This is a genomic window from Streptosporangium sp. G12, assembly GCF_052983175.1.
In genome coordinates, this window is sequence record NZ_JBRIQO010000016.1 from 224,764 (window position 1) to 245,304 (window position 20,541).

Annotated in this window: 18 protein-coding genes; 2 read left to right on the plus strand and 16 right to left on the minus strand. The window is 71.2% G+C overall.

Annotation, left to right across the window (positions count from 1 at the left end):
- Positions 1-76: 76 nt before the first annotated feature.
- Complete coding sequence (gene uvrA, locus ACVCAG_RS24885) at positions 77-2,917, minus strand: excinuclease ABC subunit UvrA (RefSeq protein WP_447190357.1); 2,841 nt, start codon at positions 2,915-2,917, stop codon at positions 77-79.
- Between the two features lie 268 nt (positions 2,918-3,185).
- Here uvrA and ACVCAG_RS24890 point away from each other — a divergent pair, with 268 nt between their 5' ends.
- Complete coding sequence (locus tag ACVCAG_RS24890; RefSeq protein ID WP_440085019.1) at positions 3,186-3,827, plus strand: MBL fold metallo-hydrolase; 642 nt, start codon at positions 3,186-3,188, stop codon at positions 3,825-3,827.
- A gap of 90 nt (positions 3,828-3,917) precedes the next feature.
- On the opposite strand, the gene ACVCAG_RS24895 is transcribed toward ACVCAG_RS24890, so the two are convergent.
- The 13 genes from ACVCAG_RS24895 to ACVCAG_RS24955 all read right to left on the minus strand — a co-directional run bounded on the left by ACVCAG_RS24895 (position 3,918) and on the right by ACVCAG_RS24955 (position 17,715).
- On the minus strand, positions 3,918-4,187 hold the full coding sequence (locus ACVCAG_RS24895; protein ID WP_440066004.1) for a hypothetical protein: 270 nt from the start codon (positions 4,185-4,187) through the stop codon (positions 3,918-3,920).
- Between the two features lie 135 nt (positions 4,188-4,322).
- A complete protein-coding gene (gene pssA, locus ACVCAG_RS24900; RefSeq protein ID WP_440066003.1) occupies positions 4,323-5,156 on the minus strand; it encodes a CDP-diacylglycerol--serine O-phosphatidyltransferase in 834 nt (277 codons plus the stop codon).
- Entirely contained in the window at positions 5,143-5,790 is a 648-nt protein-coding gene (locus tag ACVCAG_RS24905) for a phosphatidylserine decarboxylase (RefSeq protein ID WP_440085020.1), read from the minus strand. Before ACVCAG_RS24905 ends, pssA begins: the two co-directional genes overlap by 14 nt.
- 127 nt (positions 5,791-5,917) lie before the next feature.
- On the minus strand, positions 5,918-6,907 hold the full coding sequence (locus tag ACVCAG_RS24910; protein ID WP_440085021.1) for a TerC/Alx family metal homeostasis membrane protein: 990 nt from the start codon (positions 6,905-6,907) through the stop codon (positions 5,918-5,920).
- 436 nt (positions 6,908-7,343) lie between these two features.
- Positions 7,344-8,504 carry a glycosyltransferase family 4 protein gene (locus ACVCAG_RS24915; RefSeq protein WP_447190358.1) on the minus strand — a complete coding sequence of 387 codons (1,161 nt, stop codon included), beginning with the start codon at positions 8,502-8,504 and terminating at the stop codon, positions 7,344-7,346.
- The gene (gene murJ, locus ACVCAG_RS24920) at positions 8,497-10,146 is read right to left on the minus strand and encodes a murein biosynthesis integral membrane protein MurJ (protein ID WP_447190359.1); all 1,650 of its coding nucleotides are present in this window, start codon (positions 10,144-10,146) and stop codon (positions 8,497-8,499) included. Before murJ ends, ACVCAG_RS24915 begins: the two co-directional genes overlap by 8 nt.
- Entirely contained in the window at positions 10,143-11,021 is an 879-nt protein-coding gene (locus ACVCAG_RS24925; protein ID WP_447190360.1) for a hypothetical protein, read from the minus strand. The genes murJ and ACVCAG_RS24925 overlap by 4 nt, the downstream gene beginning before the upstream one ends.
- A 4-nt stretch (positions 11,022-11,025) precedes the next feature.
- Entirely contained in the window at positions 11,026-12,003 is a 978-nt protein-coding gene (locus ACVCAG_RS24930) for a copper transporter (protein ID WP_440085025.1), read from the minus strand.
- Positions 12,000-13,211 carry a putative cytokinetic ring protein SteA gene (steA, locus tag ACVCAG_RS24935; RefSeq protein ID WP_440085026.1) on the minus strand — a complete coding sequence of 404 codons (1,212 nt, stop codon included), beginning with the start codon at positions 13,209-13,211 and terminating at the stop codon, positions 12,000-12,002. Before steA ends, ACVCAG_RS24930 begins: the two co-directional genes overlap by 4 nt.
- A 176-nt stretch (positions 13,212-13,387) precedes the next feature.
- Entirely contained in the window at positions 13,388-15,100 is a 1,713-nt protein-coding gene (gene recN / locus ACVCAG_RS24940) for a DNA repair protein RecN (RefSeq protein WP_440085027.1), read from the minus strand.
- Positions 15,101-15,190: 90 nt separating this feature from the next.
- The gene (locus ACVCAG_RS24945) at positions 15,191-16,096 is read right to left on the minus strand and encodes an NAD kinase (protein ID WP_440085028.1); all 906 of its coding nucleotides are present in this window, start codon (positions 16,094-16,096) and stop codon (positions 15,191-15,193) included.
- A gap of 429 nt (positions 16,097-16,525) precedes the next feature.
- Positions 16,526-17,344, minus strand: coding sequence for a TlyA family rRNA (cytidine-2'-O)-methyltransferase (locus ACVCAG_RS24950; protein ID WP_440085029.1), 819 nt, complete (start codon positions 17,342-17,344; stop codon positions 16,526-16,528).
- Positions 17,341-17,715: a hypothetical protein gene (locus tag ACVCAG_RS24955; RefSeq protein WP_440085030.1), complete on the minus strand. Its 375-nt coding sequence runs from the start codon at positions 17,713-17,715 to the stop codon at positions 17,341-17,343. Before ACVCAG_RS24955 ends, ACVCAG_RS24950 begins: the two co-directional genes overlap by 4 nt.
- Before the next feature lie 568 nt (positions 17,716-18,283).
- Here ACVCAG_RS24955 and ACVCAG_RS24960 point away from each other — a divergent pair.
- Positions 18,284-18,631 (plus strand): SCP2 sterol-binding domain-containing protein, encoded by a 348-nt coding sequence (locus tag ACVCAG_RS24960; RefSeq protein WP_440065991.1) that lies wholly within the window; start codon positions 18,284-18,286, stop codon positions 18,629-18,631.
- Positions 18,632-18,826: 195 nt separating this feature from the next.
- Here ACVCAG_RS24960 and ACVCAG_RS24965 read toward each other — a convergent pair whose 3' ends face one another.
- Positions 18,827-19,846, minus strand: a complete 1,020-nt coding sequence (locus ACVCAG_RS24965; RefSeq protein ID WP_440085031.1) for an HAD-IIA family hydrolase — start codon at positions 19,844-19,846, stop codon at positions 18,827-18,829.
- A 261-nt stretch (positions 19,847-20,107) separates the two neighbouring features.
- Positions 20,108-20,539, minus strand: coding sequence for a tetratricopeptide repeat protein (locus tag ACVCAG_RS24970; protein ID WP_362698617.1), 432 nt, complete (start codon positions 20,537-20,539; stop codon positions 20,108-20,110).
- Between the last annotated feature and the right edge of the window lie 2 nt (positions 20,540-20,541).

The window sequence follows — 20,541 nt, forward strand, 5'->3', positions numbered from 1 at the left end:
GCAACATCGTCCCCGGATCGGAACCGGGCTCCGCGTCAAGGGTATTGACGGGGCGGCCCGGTCCGGAATCCGGCCTTCAGCTGCCGAGGATCTTGCCCAGGAAGCGGCCCGTGTGACTCTCGTCGACCAGGGCGACCTCCTCGGGCGTGCCGACGGCGAGCACGCTGCCGCCCCGGGAGCCGCCCTCGGGGCCCATGTCGATCAGCCAGTCGGCGGTCTTGATCACGTCGAGGTTGTGCTCGATGACGATGACCGTGTTGCCCCCGTCGACGAGCTTGCCCAGGACGCCCAGCAGCCTGCGGATGTCCTCGAAGTGCAGGCCGGTGGTGGGCTCGTCGAGCACGTAGATCGTCCGGCCGGTGGAGCGGCGCTGCAGCTCGGAGGCGAGCTTGACGCGCTGGGCCTCGCCGCCGGACAGGGTCGTGGCGGGCTGGCCGAGCCTGACGTAGCCCAGGCCGACGTCGTTGAGCGTCTTCAGGTAGCGCTTGATGGCCGGGATGGAGTCGAAGAAGTCCAGGGCCTCCTCGATCGGCATGTCGAGCACCTCGGAGATCGTCTTGCCCTTGTAGTGGACCTCCAGGGTCTCCCGGTTGTAGCGCGCCCCGTGACAGACCTCGCAGGGCACGTAGACGTCCGGCAGGAAGTTCATCTCGATCTTGAGGGTGCCGTCTCCCGAGCAGGCCTCGCACCGGCCGCCCTTGACGTTGAAGCTGAACCGGCCCTTCTGGTAGCCGCGGACCTTGGCCTCGGTGGTCTGCGCGAACAGGTCGCGGACCTTGTCGAAGACACCGGTGTAGGTCGCCGGGTTGGACCGGGGCGTGCGGCCGATCGCCGACTGGTCGACGTGCACGACCTTGTCGACCAGGTCCATCCCGTTGACCCGCGCGTGGCGGCCGGGGACGGTGCGCGCACCGTTCAGCTCCTTGGCCAGCGCGTTGTAGAGGATGTCGTTCACCAGGGTGGACTTGCCGGACCCCGAGACCCCGGTGACCGCGGTCAGCAGCCCCAGCGGGAACTCCACGTCGACGCCCTTGAGGTTGTGCTCGCGGGCGCCCTTCACGGTGATCTGCCGCTTCTTGTCACGCTTACGGCGGGTGGCGGGGATCGCGATCGTCTTGCGGCCGGACAGGTAGGCGCCGGTCATCGAGGTCTCCGAGGCCAGCAGGTCGGCCACGGTGCCCGAGACGACGACCTGGCCGCCGTGCTCACCCGCCCCGGGGCCGATGTCGACCACCCAGTCGGCGGCGGCGATGGTGTCCTCGTCGTGCTCGACCACGATGAGCGTGTTGCCCATGTCACGCAGCCTGATCAGGGTCTCCAGCAGCCGCTGGTTGTCCCGCTGGTGCAGGCCGATGGAGGGCTCGTCCAGCACGTACAGCACCCCGACCAGGCCCGAGCCGATCTGGGTGGCGAGCCGGATGCGCTGCGCCTCGCCACCGGCGAGGGTGCCGGAGGCCCGGTCCATGGTCAGGTAGTCGAGACCCACGTCGAGCAGGAAGCCCATCCGGGCGTTGATCTCCTTGACCACCCGCTCGGCGATCTGCATGTCGCGGTCGGACAGCTTCAGCCCCGCCAGGAACGCCGCGCAGTCGCCGATCGACATCGACGAGACGTCGGCGATCGAGCGGTCGTCGACCGTGACGGCGAGCGAGACCGGCTTGAGCCTGGCCCCCTCGCAGGCCGGGCACGGGATCTCCCGCATGTAGCCTTCGTACTTCTCGCGCATGCCGTCGCTGTCGGACTCGCCGTGGCGGCGCTGCACCCAGGGGATGACCCCCTCGAAGGTGGTGTAGTAGGAGCGCTGGCGGCCGTAGCGGTTGCTGTAGCGGACGTGGACCTGCTCGTCGTGGCCGTACAGCAGGGCCTTCTGCGCCTTCTTGGGGAGCCGCTCCCACGGGGTGTCGAGACCGAAGCCCATGGTCAGGCCGAGCGCCTCGACCAGGCGTACGAAGTAGTCGCTGGTGTGGCCGCCGGCCCACGGGGAGAGCGCGCCCTCGCCCAGCGGCCTCTCCGGGTCGGGCACGACCAGGTCGGGGTCGACCTCCATCCGGACGCCCAGGCCCGTGCACTCCGGGCAGGCGCCGAAGGGCGAGTTGAACGAGAACGAGCGAGGCTCCAGTTCCTCGAACGACAGGTCGTCGTAGGGGCAGTAGAGGTGCTCGGAGTAGAAGCGCTCGCGGTTGGGGTCGTCCTCGGGCAGGTCGACGAACTCCAGGGTGATCGTCCCGCCCGACAGGTTCAGGGCGGTCTCCACCGAGCCGGTCAGGCGGCTGCTCGCGCCCTCCTTCACGGCCAGCCGGTCGACGATCACCTCGATGTCGTGCTTCTCCTGCTTCTTCAGCGTCGGCGGCTCGTCCAGCCGGACCACCGTGCCGTCGACGCGGGCGCGGGCGAAGCCCTTCGCCTGGAGCTGGGTGAAGAGCTCGGCGTACTCGCCCTTGCGGCCGCGGACCACCGGGGCGAGCACCTGGAAGCGGGTGCCCTCCTCCAGCTCCATGACCCGGTCGACGATCTGCTCGGGGCTCTGCCTGGCGATCGCCCGCCCGCACTGCGGGCAGTGCGGCTTGCCGATCCGCGCCCAGAGCAGGCGCAGGTAGTCGTACACCTCGGTGATCGTGCCGACGGTGGAACGGGGGTTGCGGCTCGTCGACTTCTGGTCGATCGACACCGCGGGCGAGAGCCCCTCGATGAAGTCGACGTCGGGCTTGTCCATCTGCCCGAGGAACTGCCGCGCGTACGCCGACAGCGATTCGACATAGCGGCGCTGGCCTTCGGCGAAGATCGTGTCGAAGGCCAGGCTGGACTTGCCCGAGCCGGACAGTCCGGTGAAGACGATCAGAGAGTCTCGCGGCAGCTCCAGCGAGACGTCCTTGAGGTTGTGTTCACGTGCACCACGCACGATGAGGCGGTCAGCCACAGCAGTCCCGACGTCGTTGATAGAGGGTTGGAAGCGGTCGCGGGAAGACTAGCGAGAGGGGCCGACAATTTTCCGGACCGGCGTCCGGAGTCGTTTTCCCGCCCTCTCCAGACTACGGCCTTCACCCAGACCTGGCAGGTGGCCCACGGTTTCAACGATGTGAACACCCGCCTTATGCCCCAACCTGCCCGCCGGGCGGAATGATGAGGGTGACGGGGGCAGAGCGCGCACCGCCCTGCCCTCCCGCGACCCCGTCCGAGGAGAATCCGTGACGTACACCGGTGATGTTCAGGTCGGCGGCCCCGCCGACCTGCGCGAGCTGCCCGCCCTGACGATCGCCAAGCTGGCCGTCGGCCCGTTCGACAACAACGCCTACCTGGTCCGGTGCACCCAGACCGGCGACGGCGCGCTCATCGACGCGGCCGCCGAGCCCGACCGGCTGCTCGAACTCATCGGCGACCAGCCGATCAGCAAGATCGTCACCACCCACCAGCACGGCGACCACTGGCAGGCCCTGGAGGAGGTCGCCAGGGCGACCGGCGCCTCGGTGATCGCCCACCCGCTCGACGCGGGCGCGCTGCCGGTGCCGGTGGACCTGGAGGTGGAGGACGGCGACGGTGTCACCGTCGGCGTGGTCAGCCTGGAGGTGATCCACCTGCGCGGGCACACCCCCGGCTCGATCGCCCTGCACTACCCGGGCCACCTGTTCACCGGCGACTCGCTCTTCCCAGGCGGCGTCGGCAACACCAACAAGGACCCCGAACGGTTCGCCCGGCTCTTCGCCGACGTGTCGGAGCGGATCTTCGACCGGCTGCCGGACGACACCTGGGTCTACCCGGGCCACGGCAAGGACACCACGCTGGGCGCCGAGCGCCCCTCGCTGCCCGAGTGGCGCGAGCGCGGCTGGTGACACCCCCGCTCGGGCGGCGGGGAGTCCGGGCCCGTACGGCCGGACTCCCCGCCGCCCGGGTGGGGCCCGAGCGCGGCGGGAAGGCGGACGTCAGCCGCCGAAGACCCGGAGGATCCGATCCGCGGCCTTGGCCGGATCCTCCACCCGCTCCACCAGGTCGCCCCAGGACCAGCGGTAGAACCAGCCCTCGGCCAGCGGGACGCAGTCGAGGGTCTCGTTGAACATCGCCGCCTCGGGATCGCTGACCCGCAGAGACGGCGGGCTCCGCTTGAGCGTCACGCTCATGCCTCTCAGCTCCAGCTCGCGGGCGAGCATGCCGAGGAAGTAGGTGCGGGTGTGCTCATGCGGCTCAGCTCCCATGAGGCAATTGAACGCAGCCGCGCCGGACATGGGAAGCGGGCCGGGGCATTCCGGGACGAGAACGGATTCGGGCATGGCGTACCGGCGACCATCCGCCATGCCCGCGGGGAAACGGCGTGAGCACGCCGCGGGCGGTCAGCCGACCTCGGCCGACGCCTTGCGCTGTTCCTTGCGCTTCTCCCTCTTGAACATCAGGACCCGCAGCGGGATGGTCGCCACGATCGTCATCTGCATGACGGCCCCGACCTTGATCAGCGTGTCGCCGCCGGCCAGGCCCGCGACCCAGATGGTCAGGCAGGCGACGTTGATCATCATCCAGGCGAGCACGGCGGCGGCCAGATTGCCCTTGGGCTTGGGGTACTCGATCCGGCTCACCATGAGGTACGCCACCCCGAAGACGGGCAGGATCGTCCAGATCGACGGGGGGAACAGCAGCACGACCGAGACCACGGTCATCGCGCCCATCGGGATGGGCAGCCCCATGAAGTCGCCACTCTTGGTCTTCACGCAGGCGAAGCGCGCGAGCCTGATGACCCCGGCCAGCAGCACCGACGACGCCGCGGCCATCACCAGCAGGAAGGGGATCTGCTGGTTGAACCCCGCCCAGATGACCACCATGAAGGCGGGCGCGAAGCCGAAACTGATCACATCGGCGAGGTTGTCCAGCTCGGCGCCCATGGCCGAGGCGCGGAACTTGCGGGCCACCAGGCCGTCGAACAGGTCGCAGGTGGCGCCGATCAGCAGGAGCACCACGGCGGTGCCGAAGAACCGGGGGTCGGCCGCGAAGGGCTTGTCCTGCTGCAGCGCGCTGATGGCCGACCAGGCCAGCACGCAGACCGCGAGGAAGCCGCAGAGGGCGTTGCCGAGAGACAGGGAGTCCGCGGCCGACAGGCGGAACGCCTTGCCCACGGGTCCTCGTGGCTCGTCGTCCGTCTCGTCCATCGGCCAGCTCGCGTCAGCCGTGGTCAAGACCCGTCACCCCCGCGACCGTCTTCTGGCCCACGGAGACGGCCGGGGCGATCCCCTCGGGAAGGTAGACGTCGACCCGCGAGCCGAGCCTGATCAGGCCGATCCGCTCGGCCCTGGCGACCTTCGCCCCCGCGGCCGCGTAGGGCACGATGCGGCGCGCGACCGCGCCGGCGATCTGGACCAGCTCGATGTCGCCGAGCGCGGTGTCCAGGTGCCAGACGACCCGCTCGTTGGTGTCGCTGTCCTTGTTGAACGCGGGCAGGTAACCCCCGGACACGTGTTCCACCGAGGTGACCGTGCCGGCCAGCGGCGCCCGGTTGACGTGCACGTCGAGAGGGCTCATGAAGATCGCGACCCGGGTGCGGCCGTCCGGCCACGGGTCGATGCTCTGCACCACGCCGTCCGCGGGCGACAGGATCCGCCCGGTGCCCGGAGTGCGATCTGGATCGCGGAAGAACCAGAGCATCCCGCCGGTGAGCGCGGTCAGCGGGACCGCCGCCAGCGCCCAGCGCCGGTCACGACGGCTGAGCAGGGAGGTTACGGCGGCGGCGGCCACGGTCGGGAGCAACCACGGGGAGACGCCACGTGCCAGGCCCAGCGGGCCTGGCATGTGGCTTGCTGAATCGTGGGACACAGGGAACCTTTGTGATGTCTTGCGGCATTAGACCGGTATGTCTACCCGCTCTGGGGCAGGATGTTACCCATCTCTCAGCCCTTATAAGGCGCAATGAGACAAGCAAAGCGCCTCACACGCTGATTCGCTAGCCCTGCTCGACACTCGCCGGGGTGGTGTTTTCCTTGCCCACGCGGTTGTCACGCCGGGCCTTGATCAGGCTGATCACGGTGGTGACGATCATCGTGACGACGATGACCGACAGCGACACCCAGATCGGCACCTCGGGGGCCCAGGAGACACCGCTGGAGTGCAGAGCCTCGAGGATCAGCTTAACCCCGATGAAACCGAGGATGAACGCAAGACCGAAGCTGAGGTAGACCAGCTTCTGGAGCAGGCCGCCCAGCAGGAAGTACAGCTGGCGCAGGCCCATCAGGGCGAACGCGTTCGCGGTGAAGACGATGAAGGCGTCGGTGGTCAGGCCGAAGATCGCCGGAATCGAGTCGAGTGCGAACAGCAGGTCGGTGGTGCCGATGGCGATCATGACGATCAGCAGCGGGGTGACCAGCCGCCTGCCGTTGACCTTGACGATGATCTTGGAACCCACGTAGTCGTCGGTGTGCGGCAGCACCCGCCGCGCCCAGCGCAGCACCGCGTTCTCCTCGAGGTGCTCCTCCTGACCGAACTGGCGGACGAGCTGGACGGCCGTGTAGATCAGGAACACGCCGAAGACGTAGAACAGCCAGCCGAAGTTGGCCAGGGCCGCCGCGCCGATCGCGATGAAGATGCCGCGCATGACCAGCGCCATCAGGATGCCGATCAGCAGCACCTTGTGCTGGTGCATCCTCGGCACCGCGAAGCGGGTCATGATGATGTAGAAAACGAAGAGGTTGTCGATGCTCAGGCTGTACTCGGTGAGATACCCGGCGACGAACTGGCCCGCTGGGGTGGGACCCGCGAAGATCAGCAGCCCGATGCCGAAGAGTACGGCGAGGGTGACGTAGAAGCCGACCCAGAACCCGGCCTGCTTGAGGGAGAACTCTCGGGGCTCGCCTCGATCGACGATCCACAGGTCGAAGGCGAGGATGACCAGGAGTCCGCCGATGACGGCGAACCATGCCCAGACAGGAACATTCACAACTGATAAACCTCCGGCGGCGCGCACGACAGACTGCCGGAGGTCTCTCCCGCCCGCGTGAAGACAGGTCGACGTGAAGCGGGTCGACGATGCGGACCGACAGCCCCGGGGGCCTCGTGGAGCGAGACAACACCGTGATGACGAGACTGCCGCGAAGGGATACTCCCCCCCTAACCACGCCATTATAGGTGTCCGGCATGGCGGCGCCTAATCCAACATCGCGACGCCCCCGCTTGTTCCCCCCGGCTCCGGAACCGCCGACCACCGGCCCCTTGAACCTCTCCAGCCCTCCGGAAGACCACGAGAACTCCCTCTCCGACGCCAGGGAGGAATCCGGCACAAGCCGCGAATCTCTGCGCAGTCCCGGGGAGGGCCCGATACCGCCCGCTCAGAAAAACCCGGTCACCACCGCTCGGGGAAGCCCGGTCACCACCGCTCAGGAGAGCCCGGTGTAGACCGCGAGCACCGCCGCGAGCGCCTCCGGCTCGCCCGGCAGCCCACGGCCCCGCCCGGCCGCGGCCCCGGCCAGTTCCCCGGCGAGACCGTCGTCGGCGAGCACCCTCGCGACCGCGTCGCGCATCGCGGTGATGTCCCCGTACGGCACCAGCAGCCCGGCCTCGCCCACCATCGCCGGGATGCCCCCCACCGCGGTGGCGATGACCGCCGTGCCCGCCCGCAGGGCCTCCTGCACGGTGAGCGGCTGCCCCTCCCATCGGCTCGGCACCACCAGCGCCCTCGCCACCCCGAGCAGATCCCCCACGTCGGCCCGGTCGCCGAGCAGCCGCACCGGCAGGTTCTCCCGGTCGATGCGCCCCTGCAGCTCCCCCCGCAGCGGCCCCTCCCCCGCCACCAGGAACACCGCCTCGGGCGCCCGCTCCTCCGGACCCCGGCCGCCTTCGGGTTCGGCGGACGCCCGGCCCGGGACGGGCCCCGCGTCCCCGCGAGCCCCCCGCAGGGCCTTCGCGACGTCGAGGAGGGTCTCCAGCCCCTTCTGCTGGGCGAGTCTCGCGACCGTCAGGAAGATCACCCGATCACCCGTGCCGAGCTCTCGCCGTACGTCGCCGGGCTCACGCCCCGACGGCGGCAGCGAGGGCGCCGGAACGACGGCGGCCTCGACCCGCCCGGCCCCCAGGCGGGTCATCCGCTCCCCCAGGTCGGGGGAGACCACCAGGATCCGGTCGGCGCGGCGGGCCACGATCCGTTCCAGGAGACCGTAGACGGCACCGACGGCACCGCCCGCGGTGGCGGCGTTGTGCAGGGTCACCACCAGGCCGGTCCCGGTCCCGGCCAGCGCGATCGCAGCCAGGGCCCCGGCCCGCAGCCCGTGGGCGTGCACCGCGTGCGCCCCGCGCAGCGCCCGGAGCGCCAGGACCGCCCGCAGGTCGTCGAGCGGACGGGGCCGGTCGGAGATCGGCACGGGCGCGAAGCGCGCGCCGAGGGCGGCGAAGCCGAAGGCGCGCTCCGTACTCGGCGGACCCGCCACGACCACCCGGTGGCCGCCGCGCACCAGCCCGCCGGCCAGCATGGCCACGTGCCGGCCGACCCCTCCCGCGCTCGTCCCCAGCACGAGTGCCACGCGCTTACCCTGGTCAGCCATCGGAACGGCTCCCCTCCCTCACGGCCCCCCGGCGGAGCCTCGCCAGCAGCGCCTGGGCGTCCTTCCTGTCGATCACCACCGCCACGGCCGCGAACGCGGCCACCCCGACCGCGCCCGCGGCCAGCCCGACCGCCACGGACGCCCAGGTGGACACCGCGCCGAAGGCGCCGGCCAGGGTCAGGCCCGCCCCCCAGGCCGCGACGCCGCCGGCCAGGGTCGCCAGCAGGGTGCGCGGCGTCCCCGCCAGAGCGGCCGCCCCCCTGCCGCGGAGCACCGCGACGGCCAGGAGCAGCCCACCGACGGTCATGCCGACGGTGCTGCCCAGCGCCAGCTGCCCGACCACGTCGGGCCGATCCTCCGCGGTGTGGGCGAGCACGATCTGGGCCAGCAGCGCGACGGCCCAGCCGGTCACCGAGGCGAGGGCCGCCGACCGGCCCCGCCCGCAGGCGTACAGGACGCGGGCCAGGTGCAGCATGAGCGCGTACCCGACCAGGCCCGGCGCGAACAGCGCGACGGCCCTCGCCATCTCGGCGGGGACGCCGCCCGGGGTGCCCTCCAGGAACACCCTCGACACCGGTACGGCGACCGCCGCCATCACCCCGGCCGCGAGCCCCGTCATCAGGAGCACGGCCCGGGTGGTGGAGGCGGTCAGGGCGTCGAAACCCGGCGTGTCCCCCTCGGCCGCCCGGGTGGACAGCACCGGGAACGAGCTGGTGGCGATGGGCATCACGAGCACCGCGTACGGCAGCTGGTACAGCGCCCAGGCGTAGGTGTAGGCGGCGATCGCGCCCTCGCCGCCCAGGCCGTTGGCCAGGCGGATGACGACGATCAACGCGATCTGCTGCGCGACCAGCACGGCGAGACCCGCGGTGGCGAGCCTTCGCGCCTTGGCCGCGACGCCGGGCGGGAACGACAGCGAGGGCCGCAGCCTGAGCCCGAGCCGGGAGACCGGGCCGACGACGGTGAGCACCATCGCGGCGGCGGCGACGGTCGCGCCGAGGGAGAGCGACAGCTGCCCGGCGCCGCTGAGCTTCGACAGGTTCTCGGCGGCATCCTCGTTGACCGCCTCGAACAACAGGTTGGAGGCGACGATGAGCAGGCTGGAGACCAGCGGCGCCAGGGCCGGGCCCATGAACCGCCGGTGTGCCTGGAGCACCCCGTACAGCACCACGGCCAGCCCGAAGAAGATCATCCGCGGGGCGAAGACGACGAGCATGCCGGTGCCGGCCTCGACGACGCCGGCCGGGTCGCATCCGTGCGGATCGCCCATGAGCAGCGCGACGATCGGCCCGGCGAACGCGACGATGAGCAGCGTCAGCGGCACCAGGACGAGCATCGCCCAGGTGAGCAGCGCCGAGGTGGTCCTGCTCACCTCGGCCCTGGCCTCGGGGTCGTCATCGGACCTGGCGGCCGCCGAGGCCAGCACCGGCACCACCATCCCGGCCAGCACGCCGCCCGCGACCAGCTCGAAGACGATGTTGGGCACGTAGTTGGCGGTGTTGTAGGCGGTGCCCAGGCAGCTGTTGCCGACGCTCTGCGACTGGACGAGATAGCGGCCGAACCCGACGAGCCGGGCCAGGACGGTCACGACTCCGATGAGAAGTGCCGCTCCCGCGACCCCCCGCGCGATCCTCGTGCTCATCGGGGGGCGGGTGCCTGCTCCACAGGGCGACGGCCGAGCATGTCGACGCGGTGCAGAAGGGAGTTGCCCGCGATCACCTTGGTGAAGCTGATCCTCTCCGAGGCCGCGGTCAACGCGACCACGGTGCCGAGCACGGCCAGCCGTCCGGGCCGGCCCAGGGTGACGGCGGCGGCCAGGCCGAGGAGAGCGCCCAGCGCGTTGGCTCCCGCGTCGCCGAGCATCGCCCGCTCGCCGAGGTCCTCGGGCAGCAGCGCAGCGGCGGCTCCCATGGGGAGCGCGACCAGGGTGGCCGGGACCGGGTCGTCCTTGAGCAGCCCCGCGGCGAGCAGGGGCGCCCCCGCGAGCAGGCCCACCTTGACGGCGCGGCCTGGCCGCAGGTCGAAGAGGTTGACCAGGTTGGCGCTCCCGGCGATCAGCCCGCCGTTGACGATGACATCGAAGGGGCCGCGGGAGGTGACGGCGGCGGCGGCCAGGCCGGTCGCGCCGATGCCGAGGATCTTCACGGCCCCGCTGGTGACCTCGCCCTTGGCCAGGGCGCTCAGATGCCCCTTGAACCCCTTGGACGAGGTCGCGCCGTACAGGTCGTCGTAGGCTCCGAGGCCGCCGCCGCCCGCCACCGCCAGCAGCGCCGCCACCCGGATCCCGCCGGGCAGCCCGGGGATCACGGCCGCGGCGGCCCCGGCACCGGCGACGAACGCCGGGCCCTCCAGCAGGGTGATCGGCTCGCCCCGGTGGTTCGTCCGGGCCCAGGTCTCCGCGTCGCCGACCGGGGGCCTGCGGGTGAAGGCGGCGTACGCGGCACGCGCGGCGACCGCGCCGAGGAACGCGCCGGCGAGGGCACCCGCGAGGGCTCGGGGGAAAGCGCGACGAGCCATCGGGTCATCCTCCGGTGGTGGCCGTGGGGACGGCCGTGGGGGTCGGCGTCGCGCTGGGCTCGATGCCGGAGACGCCGGGGCCGATGCCGTACTGGCCGGCCAGCCCGGTGAGTTGCTCTCGGAGAGCGTAGACCACCACGACCCGTCCCGCGGGCATATCGGCCGTGTCGACGCTGGAGACCTTCTCGGTGAGGGCCGCGTCCTCGCGGAGCGCGGCGATGACCCCGCCGGTCGCGACCGAGGTCTGCGTACCGGCCAGCACGGTGCCCTGGCCCGCGTCGTCCAGGCCGACCGCCAGCGTCACGAGCGCGCTCGCCTGCTCGCCCGCGGTCTCCCCGGTGTACGCCTCCGCCGGGGCGATCACCAGGGCCACCTCGGCGCGCTTGGCGGGTTCGCCGGTGACGGTGAGCAGTCCGCCGCGCTGGAAGGCGTCGAGGATGCCGGCTCCGGCAGGGTGCTCCTTGCCCACCTGGCTGGAGTCACTGGTCAGGATCGCGCCGGCGAGCACCTCGGCCGCCTTGTCGTACGCCGTGTCCTCGACGGAGAAGACGGTCTCGGGGGCCTTGGCGCCGACGGCCAGCTTGTCGAGGAAGCCCGCTTGGGCGGGATCGGTGTATCGCTCGGCGAGGGTGATCCGGCCGGTCACGGTCGCCCCCGCCTCCTCGATCACCTGCTGCGCCCCCTCGCGCACGCTCGCCGTGCTGCCCGGGGCCTCGACGATCACCACGCTCTCGCCGGCGAGCGCGTCCCCGACCAGCCGGGGGGTGTCGGCGGCCACGAACGCGTCGTTGGCGGCCTCGCGCTTCTGCAGGGCCTCGACCTGGTCGCGGAGCTCGTTGTTGCCCTCGCGGAACTGGTTGACGGCCAGCTCGCTCGCCTTGATGACGGGGTCTTCGAGCAGGGTGGTGCCCAGCACGATGCCCACCGACAGCGCGAGGAAGATCGCGACGATGGAGACGAGGTGATAGCGGAAATCGATCACGAGAAGAGTCCGACCAGCCAGAAGATGAAGCCGCTCCAGACGTCGCGCATGCTGTCCAGCCAGATCTTGCCCACCGGGGAGACGACGATCGCCACCCCCATGGTGATCAGCGTGGTGGCGACGAGCAGGAGCAGGGACGGTGTGGAGATCCGGCTGCGGTAGAGCCGGCTGACGCCTTTCGCGTCGATGAGCTTGCTGCCCACCCGCAGGCGGGTGAGGAAGGTGCTGGCCATGCCGGAGCGGCCCTTGTCGAGGAACTCCACCAGGGTCGCGTGGGTGCCGACGGCGACGATGAGGTCGGCGCCCTTGTCGTCGGCGAGCAGCATCGCGATGTCCTCGCTGGTGCCGATCGCCGGGAAGAGCACCGCGGTGCGGCCCAGCTGCTGGACCCGCTCCAGTCCCGGCGCCCTGCCGTCGCGGTAGGCGTGCACGACCAGCTCGGCGCCGGTGGTGAGCGCCTTGGTGGAGACCGAGTCGAAGTCTCCGACGATGATGTCGGGCAGGTATCCGGCCTCCAGCAGCGCGTCCGCGCCGCCGTCCACCCCGATCATGACCGGGCGGTACTCGCGGATGTAGGGGCGGAGGGCGGCGATGTCCTCCTTGTAGTGATAACCGCGCACCACGATGAGGACGTGCCTGCCCTCCATGACGGTCCGGACGTCGGGAACGCCGATCCCGTCGATGAGGAGGTCGCGCTCGCGGCGGACGTACTCCATGGTGTTGGCCGCGAACGCCTCGATCTGCACCGTCAGCCCGGCCCGCGCCTCGCTCATCGCGGCCTGGACGGACTCGGCCGTCTGCACGTCGCCCTTGCCGACCGCCTCGTCGTCGAGGTAGATGACGCCCTCGTGCAGCCTGACCAGGTCGCCGTCCTTGATCCGCTCGAACAGCTCGGGTGTGGCGTTGTCGACGAACGGCACCCCGGCGTCGACGATGATCTGCGGGCCCAGGTTGGGATAGCGGCCGCTGATGCCGGAGGCGACGTCGACGACACCTGCCGCGCCGCACGCGACAAGCGCCTCCGCGCTCACCCGGTCAACGTCAACGTGATCGATAATCGCGATTTCCCCGGCCCTGAGGCGCTTGGTCAGCCTCTTGGTCCGCCGATCGATTCTCGCCACTGCCGTCACCCCGGGAAGGTCGGTGACCTTCCTGCGGCGGAGGTACCCGGTGAGCCCGTTTTTCAGCCCGTCAATCGGCACCTTCATCATGACCATCCTGCCAGAGGGAACGACCGGGAGAGCCAAACAGCCGGCAGCGTGTCAGATCCGTCACCCGAAATCCCCGGCACCTACTCCCCCGGACCATACGAATTACTCCTTCAACCCATCACGCGCTCCATCACTTCTTTATCCGGCCTATTCGGCCCGTTTCAGCTGTCCGGTCACGCCTTGTCGGCGGCGGCGATCGACAGCAGCTCCTCGGCGTGCGCGCGGCCCAGCTCGGAGTCCTCGAGCCCGGCGAGCATGCGGGAGAGCTCGCGCGCCCGGCCGTCCTGGTCGAGGGCGATCACGCCGCTGCGCACCACGCTCCCGTCATCGGCCTTCTCCACGACGAGATGCTGGTCGGCGAAGGCCGCGACCTGCGGGAGGTGGGTGACGACGATCACCTGGGAGGTGCGGGCCAGCCGCGCCAGCCTGCGGCCGATCTCCACCGCGGCCTTGCCGCCCACGCCCGCGTCGACCTCGTCGAAGACGAACGTCGGGACCGGGTCGGCACCGGCGAACACCACCTCGATGGCGAGCATCACCCGGCTCAGCTCGCCGCCGGAGGCGCCCTTGTTCAGCGGCAGGAGCGGCGAGGCCGGGTGCGGCGCCATGCGCAGCTCGACCTCGTCGACGCCCTGCGGGCCGAACTCGGGGGCGGCGGCGATGGTGACCACCACCCTGGCGTGCGGCATGGCCAGCGCGGTGAGCTCCTCGGTCACGGCCCGCCCGAACCGCTCCGCGGCCGCCGTCCTGATCCGGGTCAGCTCGGCGGCCAGCTCGGTGAGGCGCTCGGTGAGCTCCTCGTGCTCGCGGGTGAGCTCGCCGATGCGATCGTCGTCGCCGTCGAGCTCCGCCACCCGGGCCGCGGCCCGCGCCGCCCAGGCGAGCACCTCCGCGGTGTCCTGGCCGTACCTGCGGATGACGTGGATGAGCACGGCCCGCCGCTCCTGCACGACCGCGAGCCTGCCCGGGTCGGCGTCGACCGACTCGAAGTACGCGGCCAGCTCGGTGGCGACGTCGGAGATCAGATAGCCCGCCTCCGCGAGCCGGTCGGCGATCCCGGCGAGCGCGGGGTCGAAGTCGCGCACCGCCTCGACGGCCGCGCGGGCCTCGCCGACCAGCGCGATGGCGTCCGGCATGGCCTGCTCGCCGGACAACGGGTCACCGAGCAGCGCCCGGTGCGCCGTCTCCGCGGCGCCCCTGAGGGAGTCGGCGTGGGAGAGCCGCTCCTCCTCCTCGCGCAGCTCGATCTCCTCGCCGGGCTTGGGGTCGGCCTTCTCGATCTCGCCGAGCCCGAACCTGAGCTGGTCGGCCTCCTGGGCGCGCTCCCTGGCCCTGGTGGTCAGCTCGTCCAGCTGCTCCGCGATCTTCTTGTGCCGTTTGTAGGCCTGCTCGTAGGCGCGCAGCGGCTTGACCAGCTCCTCGCCGGCGTAGCGGTCGAGGGCGGCCCGCTGGCGGCCCGGCTGCAACAGCCGCTGCTGGTCCATCTGGCCGTGCACGGCCACCAGGTCCTCGGCCAGGTAGGTGAGGGTGCCGACGGGGACGGTGCGCCCGCCCAGCCAGGCGCGGCTGCGCCCCTCGACGGAGACCGTCCGCGAGATTATCAGCTCGCCGTCCTCGACCACGCCGCCCACGTCCTGCACCTGCTGGGCGACCCGTCCCGCCGGGTCGACGACCAGCGTGCCCTCGATGGTGGTCTTGCCGGAGCCGGGGCGGACCCGGGCGGGGTCGGCACGGCCGCCGAACAGCAGTCCCAGGCCGGTCACCACCATGGTCTTACCCGCGCCCGTCTCGCCCGTGACCACGGTGAATCCCGGCGCTAGCACCAGGACGGCCTCGTCGATCACGCCGAGCCCCTGGATGCGGACCTCCTCGACTCTAGGTCGCACTGGTCCCTCCCGTCACATCGAATTCACCGAACATCAGTGCGGTGCGCGGGCACGATCCTACGCGCTTGAGGCGTCGCCCGCCCGGACGAACTAGGGCCTCACACGGCCACGCCACCCCTGTACAGGGAGATCGAACTTGGCGACCAGCCTGTCGGTGAACGGCGCCCCGGTGTCCTCCAGACCGTGCAGCCGCGCCAGCCGTACCGGCAGCGCGGCCCGCCTGAGCTCCACCCTCGCCCCGGCGGGCAGGTCGAACCTGCGGCGGCCGTCGCACCACAGCACCGCTCCCGCCGTCTCCGGCTGGATCTCCAGCGCCAGCTTGGAGCGGGGCGAGACCACCAGAGCGCGGGCGAACAGGGCGTGGGCGCTGATGGGCACCAGCAGCAGAGCCTCCACCTCGGGCCACACGACCGGGCCTCCGGCGGAGAAGGCGTACGCGGTCGAACCGGTCGGCGTGGCGCAGATCACCCCGTCGCACCCCCAGCGCGACAGCGGGCGCCCGTCGATCTCGGCGACCACCTCGAGCATCCGCTCGCTCTTCTCGACCGTGGCCTCGTTCAGCGCCCAGCTGTCGGCCAGCAGCTTGCCGTTGAGGCGGGCGGTGACCTCGATGGTCATCCGCTCCTCGACGTCGTAACGGCCGTCCACCACGCTGTCGACCGCGTCCGCCAGGTCCTCCACCTCGGCCTCGGCCAGGAAGCCCACGTGGCCGAGGTTGACCCCCAGCAGCGGCACTCCCGCCGGCCGGGCGAGCTCGGCGGCCCTCAGGAGGCTGCCGTCCCCGCCGAGCACGATCATCATCTCGGCGGCGTCGACCGCCGCCGAACCGGCGGGCACCACGTCGGCCCCCGCGCAGGCGAGCTCGTCGGCCTCGGCACTGAGAACGCGCACGATCAACCCGGCGTCCACGAACCGCTGGATCACCATCCGGGCGCTGTCGACGGCCGCCGCCCGCCCGGTGTGCGCGGTGACCAGCACGGTGCGCTTGGCAGTCATCGATTCTCCTTGAACGTGGAGACCCTCGCCCCGAGGCGGGACCCGAGGTGGGAGAGGAGACGCGGCGTGGCGCCGCACGTTTCGGTACCGTGCCCGGCGATGACCGGGCCACTACGAGTGTGCCCGGCGGTGCCCCCGCCGGACCTGCGAAGAGGTGAGACGCCTGTGGAGCTGGGGTAGGACCTCAAGGAATTTCTCCTGGCGGGCGACCGGCGGTGAATCGGGAACTCTCATGAATGATCGCGGGAATCCCCTCCGTCCGGGGAGTGAATTCCGGGGAGGGACTCCGGGGACGGTGAGGAGGATGTCACGTCTTCACTCTCCCGGGTCGCCCAGGCGCCGACGGCGTCCAGGTAGCCGGAAGCCTGTAAGGCAGGGAGACCCGGGAGGCGTGGAGCCCGGAAGCCTGAGCCCAGGGCCGAGAACGACCTATCGGGGGCCTTCGGCCACCGCCCGCTCGATCTCCGCGTCAAGGTCGGGGACCGGCGGGGCGCCCTCTCCCTTGCCCAGCCAGATGACGTACTCGACGTTGCCGGACGGACCCGGCAGCGGGCTCGCGGTGACCCCTCGCACGCTCAGGCCGAGGGTTCGCGCGGCTTCGGCCACATCCCGTACGGCCCCGGCGCGAAGTCCCGGGTCGCGGACGACCCCGCCCGCGCCGACCCGCTCCCTGCCGACCTCGAACTGGGGTTTGACCAGCATCGCGAAATCGGCCCGCCCGGCGGCGCACAGGGCCAGGGCAGGCAGCACCAGACGCAGGGAGATGAAAGAGAGATCACCGACGATCAGCGTGGGAGCCTCGCCGACCATGTCGGGTTTCAGGTCCCTGACGTTGACCCGCTCCATGACCGTGACCCTGTCGTCGGTCCGCAGCGACCAGGCGAGCTGGCCGTACCCGACGTCGACGGCCAGCACGTGGGCCGCTCCGGCGCGTAGCAGCACGTCGGTGAAGCCTCCGGTCGAGGCACCCGCGTCCAGGCAACGACGTCCTTCGACGGTGAGGCCGAGGGGGCCGAAGGCCTCCAGCGCGCCGAGGAGCTTGTGCGCGCCCCGCGAGACGTAGTCGGGTCCCTCCACCGCCTCCGCGACCACGATCGCCGAGGCCGTGTCGACCTGGGTCGCGGGCTTGGCCGCGACCTGGCCGCCGACGCTGACCCGGCCGGTCTCGATGAGCTGGGCCGCCTGTTCCCGGGACCGCGCCAGCTTCCGGCGGACGAGCTCGCTGTCGAGGCGTGTACGCCGGCTCACGGGCGCCGGTCCGGGGTGCCGTCCGCCGAGGCCGTCCCCTGCCCGGAGACACCGTGCGCCGGGGCCGGTCCCTGTCCCGAAAGGCCGTCCACTCCCGAAACAGCGCTCGCCAGGATCGGCCCCCGCCCCGAGACGCCGTGCGCCGGGGTGATCATCCGCCCCGGGATGTCGCCGACCGCGGCGAGCTCCCGTCCTGAGACGTCGTTCACCGCGGCGAGCGCCTGCTCCAGTCCGGTGAACACCTCCTCGAAGACGTCCGCGTGCGCCGAGACGGGCAGGGCACCGAGACGGGTGAGCCCGCCCAGCGCGGCCTCCACCCGCTCGTCACCCGTCTCGCCCGTCTCGCCCGTCTCTTCCAGCAGGTCCGTCATGCGCCCCCTCCGGCACCGCTCCTGGCCGCCTCGGCCCTCGTAGCCGCCTCCGCGGCCCTTCCTCCGTACGAACACGGCCGCCACCGCACGAGCACGACGCTCGCCGGCCTCGCGCCCGTGGATTCCCCGACCGTATCGGAACCCGCGCCCCTCGTCGCCCCGGCGGGCTTTCTCCCCCTTTCCGGCTTCACCGTGCCCGCGCTCGCTGCCTCCCCGCCTCCGTGTCGGGGTTTCCCGCGCCACCCGGGGAACCTGGACGCCGGCGCTTCCCTCCTGATCGGGCCGGTCCCGCGCAGAGCGCTCCGACGTCGCCCCGCCCAGCGTGGACCAGGAGGGAAGGGGTTCTCCAAAAATGGGTAAACCGTGAACTATCGCAAGGGGCTCGCTCGTTGTCATCCCATTAAGGTCGGCGACCGCCAACGCGTACCCGCGTGACGTTCGACACCATGGCAGAAGCCTCTTTCTCCGGCACCCCCGCGCCGGATTGCATGCCGTACCCATGTGGAACGCTACCGTCCGTACCTGAAAAGGATTCGGATCGGTCAGGGAGAGAAGGGAGCGCCACGCGATGGCGACCGTCGACGAGTGCCGGGTGGCACTGCGCAAACTCGGCGAGCAGTTCGACGAGGTTGACCAGGAAAGCCGCGCCAAGCACGTGGTCGAGCGCAGCATCAGCTGCCATGTCAAGGATCTCGGCGTCACCTTCTACGGCCGCATCCACCATGGCGGCCTGGGCCCCTTCGAGGATCTGCCCGCGAACGACGGCAGGCAGGTCGACGTGAAACTGACCATCGGCAGCGACGATCTCATCTCCCTGGTCAACGGGGAACTCGACATGGGGCGGGCCGTCTTCAGCGGGCGGGTCAAGGTCGACGCCAGCTTCAGCGACCTCCTTCGCCTGCGCAAACTCCTTTGAGGATCCCGCCCTCGGGCGGGATCACGCGGGAGACTCGGGGGGATCACGCGAGAGGAGAGCCACCGAGGCCGACGGCGGCCGGTCCGGCCACGGCCTTCCGGTCATCGTCGCGACATCGCCTGGGATCCATGTGGATCCCAGGCGAGATCCGCGTGGATCCCAGACGAGAGGGGTCAGAGAGCTGGGGCGGCCGTCTCAGCCGGAGCGCGGGGTGGGCCGCGAGAGCACGACGTCGAGCGCCGCCTTCACCACGTCCTCGTCCGCCCGGCCCTCGCCCACCGCCTCCCAGGTGGCGGCGGATGCGGCGCGGAGCCCGTCGAGCGGCTCACCTCCGCCCTCGAGGGTCAGCGCGCCCTCCTCCCAGCGGGCCGTCCACCCCTCGCAGGTCCACCCGTTCCCGATCCGCCGCACCTCGGGGTAGGGCCTGTGCAGGTCGGACAGATCACCGGCGATGTAGGTGGGCCGGTGCCGTGGAACGGCGGTCAGCACGTCGAGCGGGCTCGCCACCCCGGTCAGGACCAACAGGCTGTCCACCCCGGCGTTGTTCGCCCCCTCGATGTCGGTGTCGAGCCGGTCACCGACCACCAGGGGCCGCCGCGATCCGGTACGGAGCATCGACTCCCGGTGCAGGGGCGGCTCGGGCTTTCCCGCGACGATCGGCTCCACCCCGGTCGCCGTGGCGATGACCCTGATCATCGCGCCGTTGCCGGGAAGCTCGCCCCTGCCGGTCGGCATGGTCGAGTCGGCGTTGGCGGCGACGAAGAGGGCTCCCTCTCTCACGGCGAGCGTTCCCTCGGCCAGCAGGCCGTAGGACAGATCGGGAGCGATGCCCTGGACGACCGCGGCCGGGGCGTCCAGCGCGGTGCTGACCGGACGCAGTCCGTGGGCGCGCAGTGCGGAGCGCAGGCCCATCCCGCCGACGACCAGCACCGCGGCGCCCGGTTCGACCCGCTCGGCCACGAGCCGCGCGGCGGCCTGGGCGGAGGTCACGACATCCTCGGCGGCCGCCGGAGCGCCCAGCGCACGCAGGTGCTGGGCGATGGCGGCGGGGGTGCGCGAGGCGTTGTTGGTGACGTAGGCGAGGCGCACACCACGTTCCGCCGCCCGGCTCAGGGCCTCGGGAGCCGCCGGTACGGCGTCGCGCCCGAGGTACACCACCCCGTCGAGATCAAGGAGAAGAGTGTCGTACGGGTCGATCAGCGTATTCGTGTCCACTGGCCCATTTCATCACCCGCGTTCCACCACCCGCACGGGTCCATGCGACGGAGCGGTCCGGATCACATCCGGCGAACCCATCCGCATCACATCCGGCGAGCATCCGCGGGCCGCACCGGCAGGCCGGTATGGATTCACCTGCGACGGACACCCGTGGCCACACCGGCAAGCCCGCACGGATCACGTTCGGCGCACAACAGCGGTGTACTCGCATGGATCACATCCTGCGCACGCGGGATCACGGCGGTGTACTCGCATGGATCACATCCTGCGGGCGCGCAACGTGGCGCGAACGCTTTTCAGCGCGGAAACGTAGTGCCGCAGGTCGGGGCGCATCGCGACGGCGATGGCCAGCGGCTCCTGAGCCCCTTCCATGTCACCGGTACGCCAGAGAGCGAGTCCGAGCCCGAAATACGCATAGTCCTCAGCCGGATTGGCATCGATGATCCAGCGAAAACTGTCGACGGCATCGGCGTACTGCCGGGAGTTGAACTGTGCTCTGGCGAGGGCCTCCCGGATGCTCCGTGACTCCGGCTCCGCGTCGGCCGCCCGTTCCAGCAGCGCGGCCGCCGCCGCCGGACTGCCCTCGGCCAGCAGCCTCATCCCTCGTTGAAACCATTCGTAGACGTCCCCGACCGGAGCGCCCGTCTCGGGGTTGGGGGAATCAGACGGACCGCCACGTCCTTGGACCATTA

Excerpts from the sequence above, each read along its gene's own strand:
- murJ (WP_447190359.1), bottom strand. The coding sequence starts at position 10,146 with ATGAGCACGAGGATCGCGCGGGGGGTCGCGGGAGCGGCACTTCTCATC.
- ACVCAG_RS24960 (WP_440065991.1), top strand. The coding sequence starts at position 18,284 with ATGGCGACCGTCGACGAGTGCCGGGTGGCACTGCGCAAACTCGGCGAG.
- ACVCAG_RS24895 (WP_440066004.1), bottom strand. The coding sequence starts at position 4,187 with ATGGGAGCTGAGCCGCATGAGCACACCCGCACCTACTTCCTCGGCATG.
- ACVCAG_RS24915 (WP_447190358.1), bottom strand. The coding sequence starts at position 8,504 with ATGGCTGACCAGGGTAAGCGCGTGGCACTCGTGCTGGGGACGAGCGCG.
- steA (WP_440085026.1), bottom strand. The coding sequence starts at position 13,211 with ATGAAGGTGCCGATTGACGGGCTGAAAAACGGGCTCACCGGGTACCTC.
- ACVCAG_RS24945 (WP_440085028.1), bottom strand. The coding sequence starts at position 16,096 with ATGACTGCCAAGCGCACCGTGCTGGTCACCGCGCACACCGGGCGGGCG.
- ACVCAG_RS24955 (WP_440085030.1), bottom strand. The coding sequence starts at position 17,715 with ATGACGGACCTGCTGGAAGAGACGGGCGAGACGGGCGAGACGGGTGAC.
- ACVCAG_RS24925 (WP_447190360.1), bottom strand. The coding sequence starts at position 11,021 with ATGGCTCGTCGCGCTTTCCCCCGAGCCCTCGCGGGTGCCCTCGCCGGC.
- ACVCAG_RS24970 (WP_362698617.1), bottom strand. The coding sequence starts at position 20,539 with ATGGTCCAAGGACGTGGCGGTCCGTCTGATTCCCCCAACCCCGAGACG.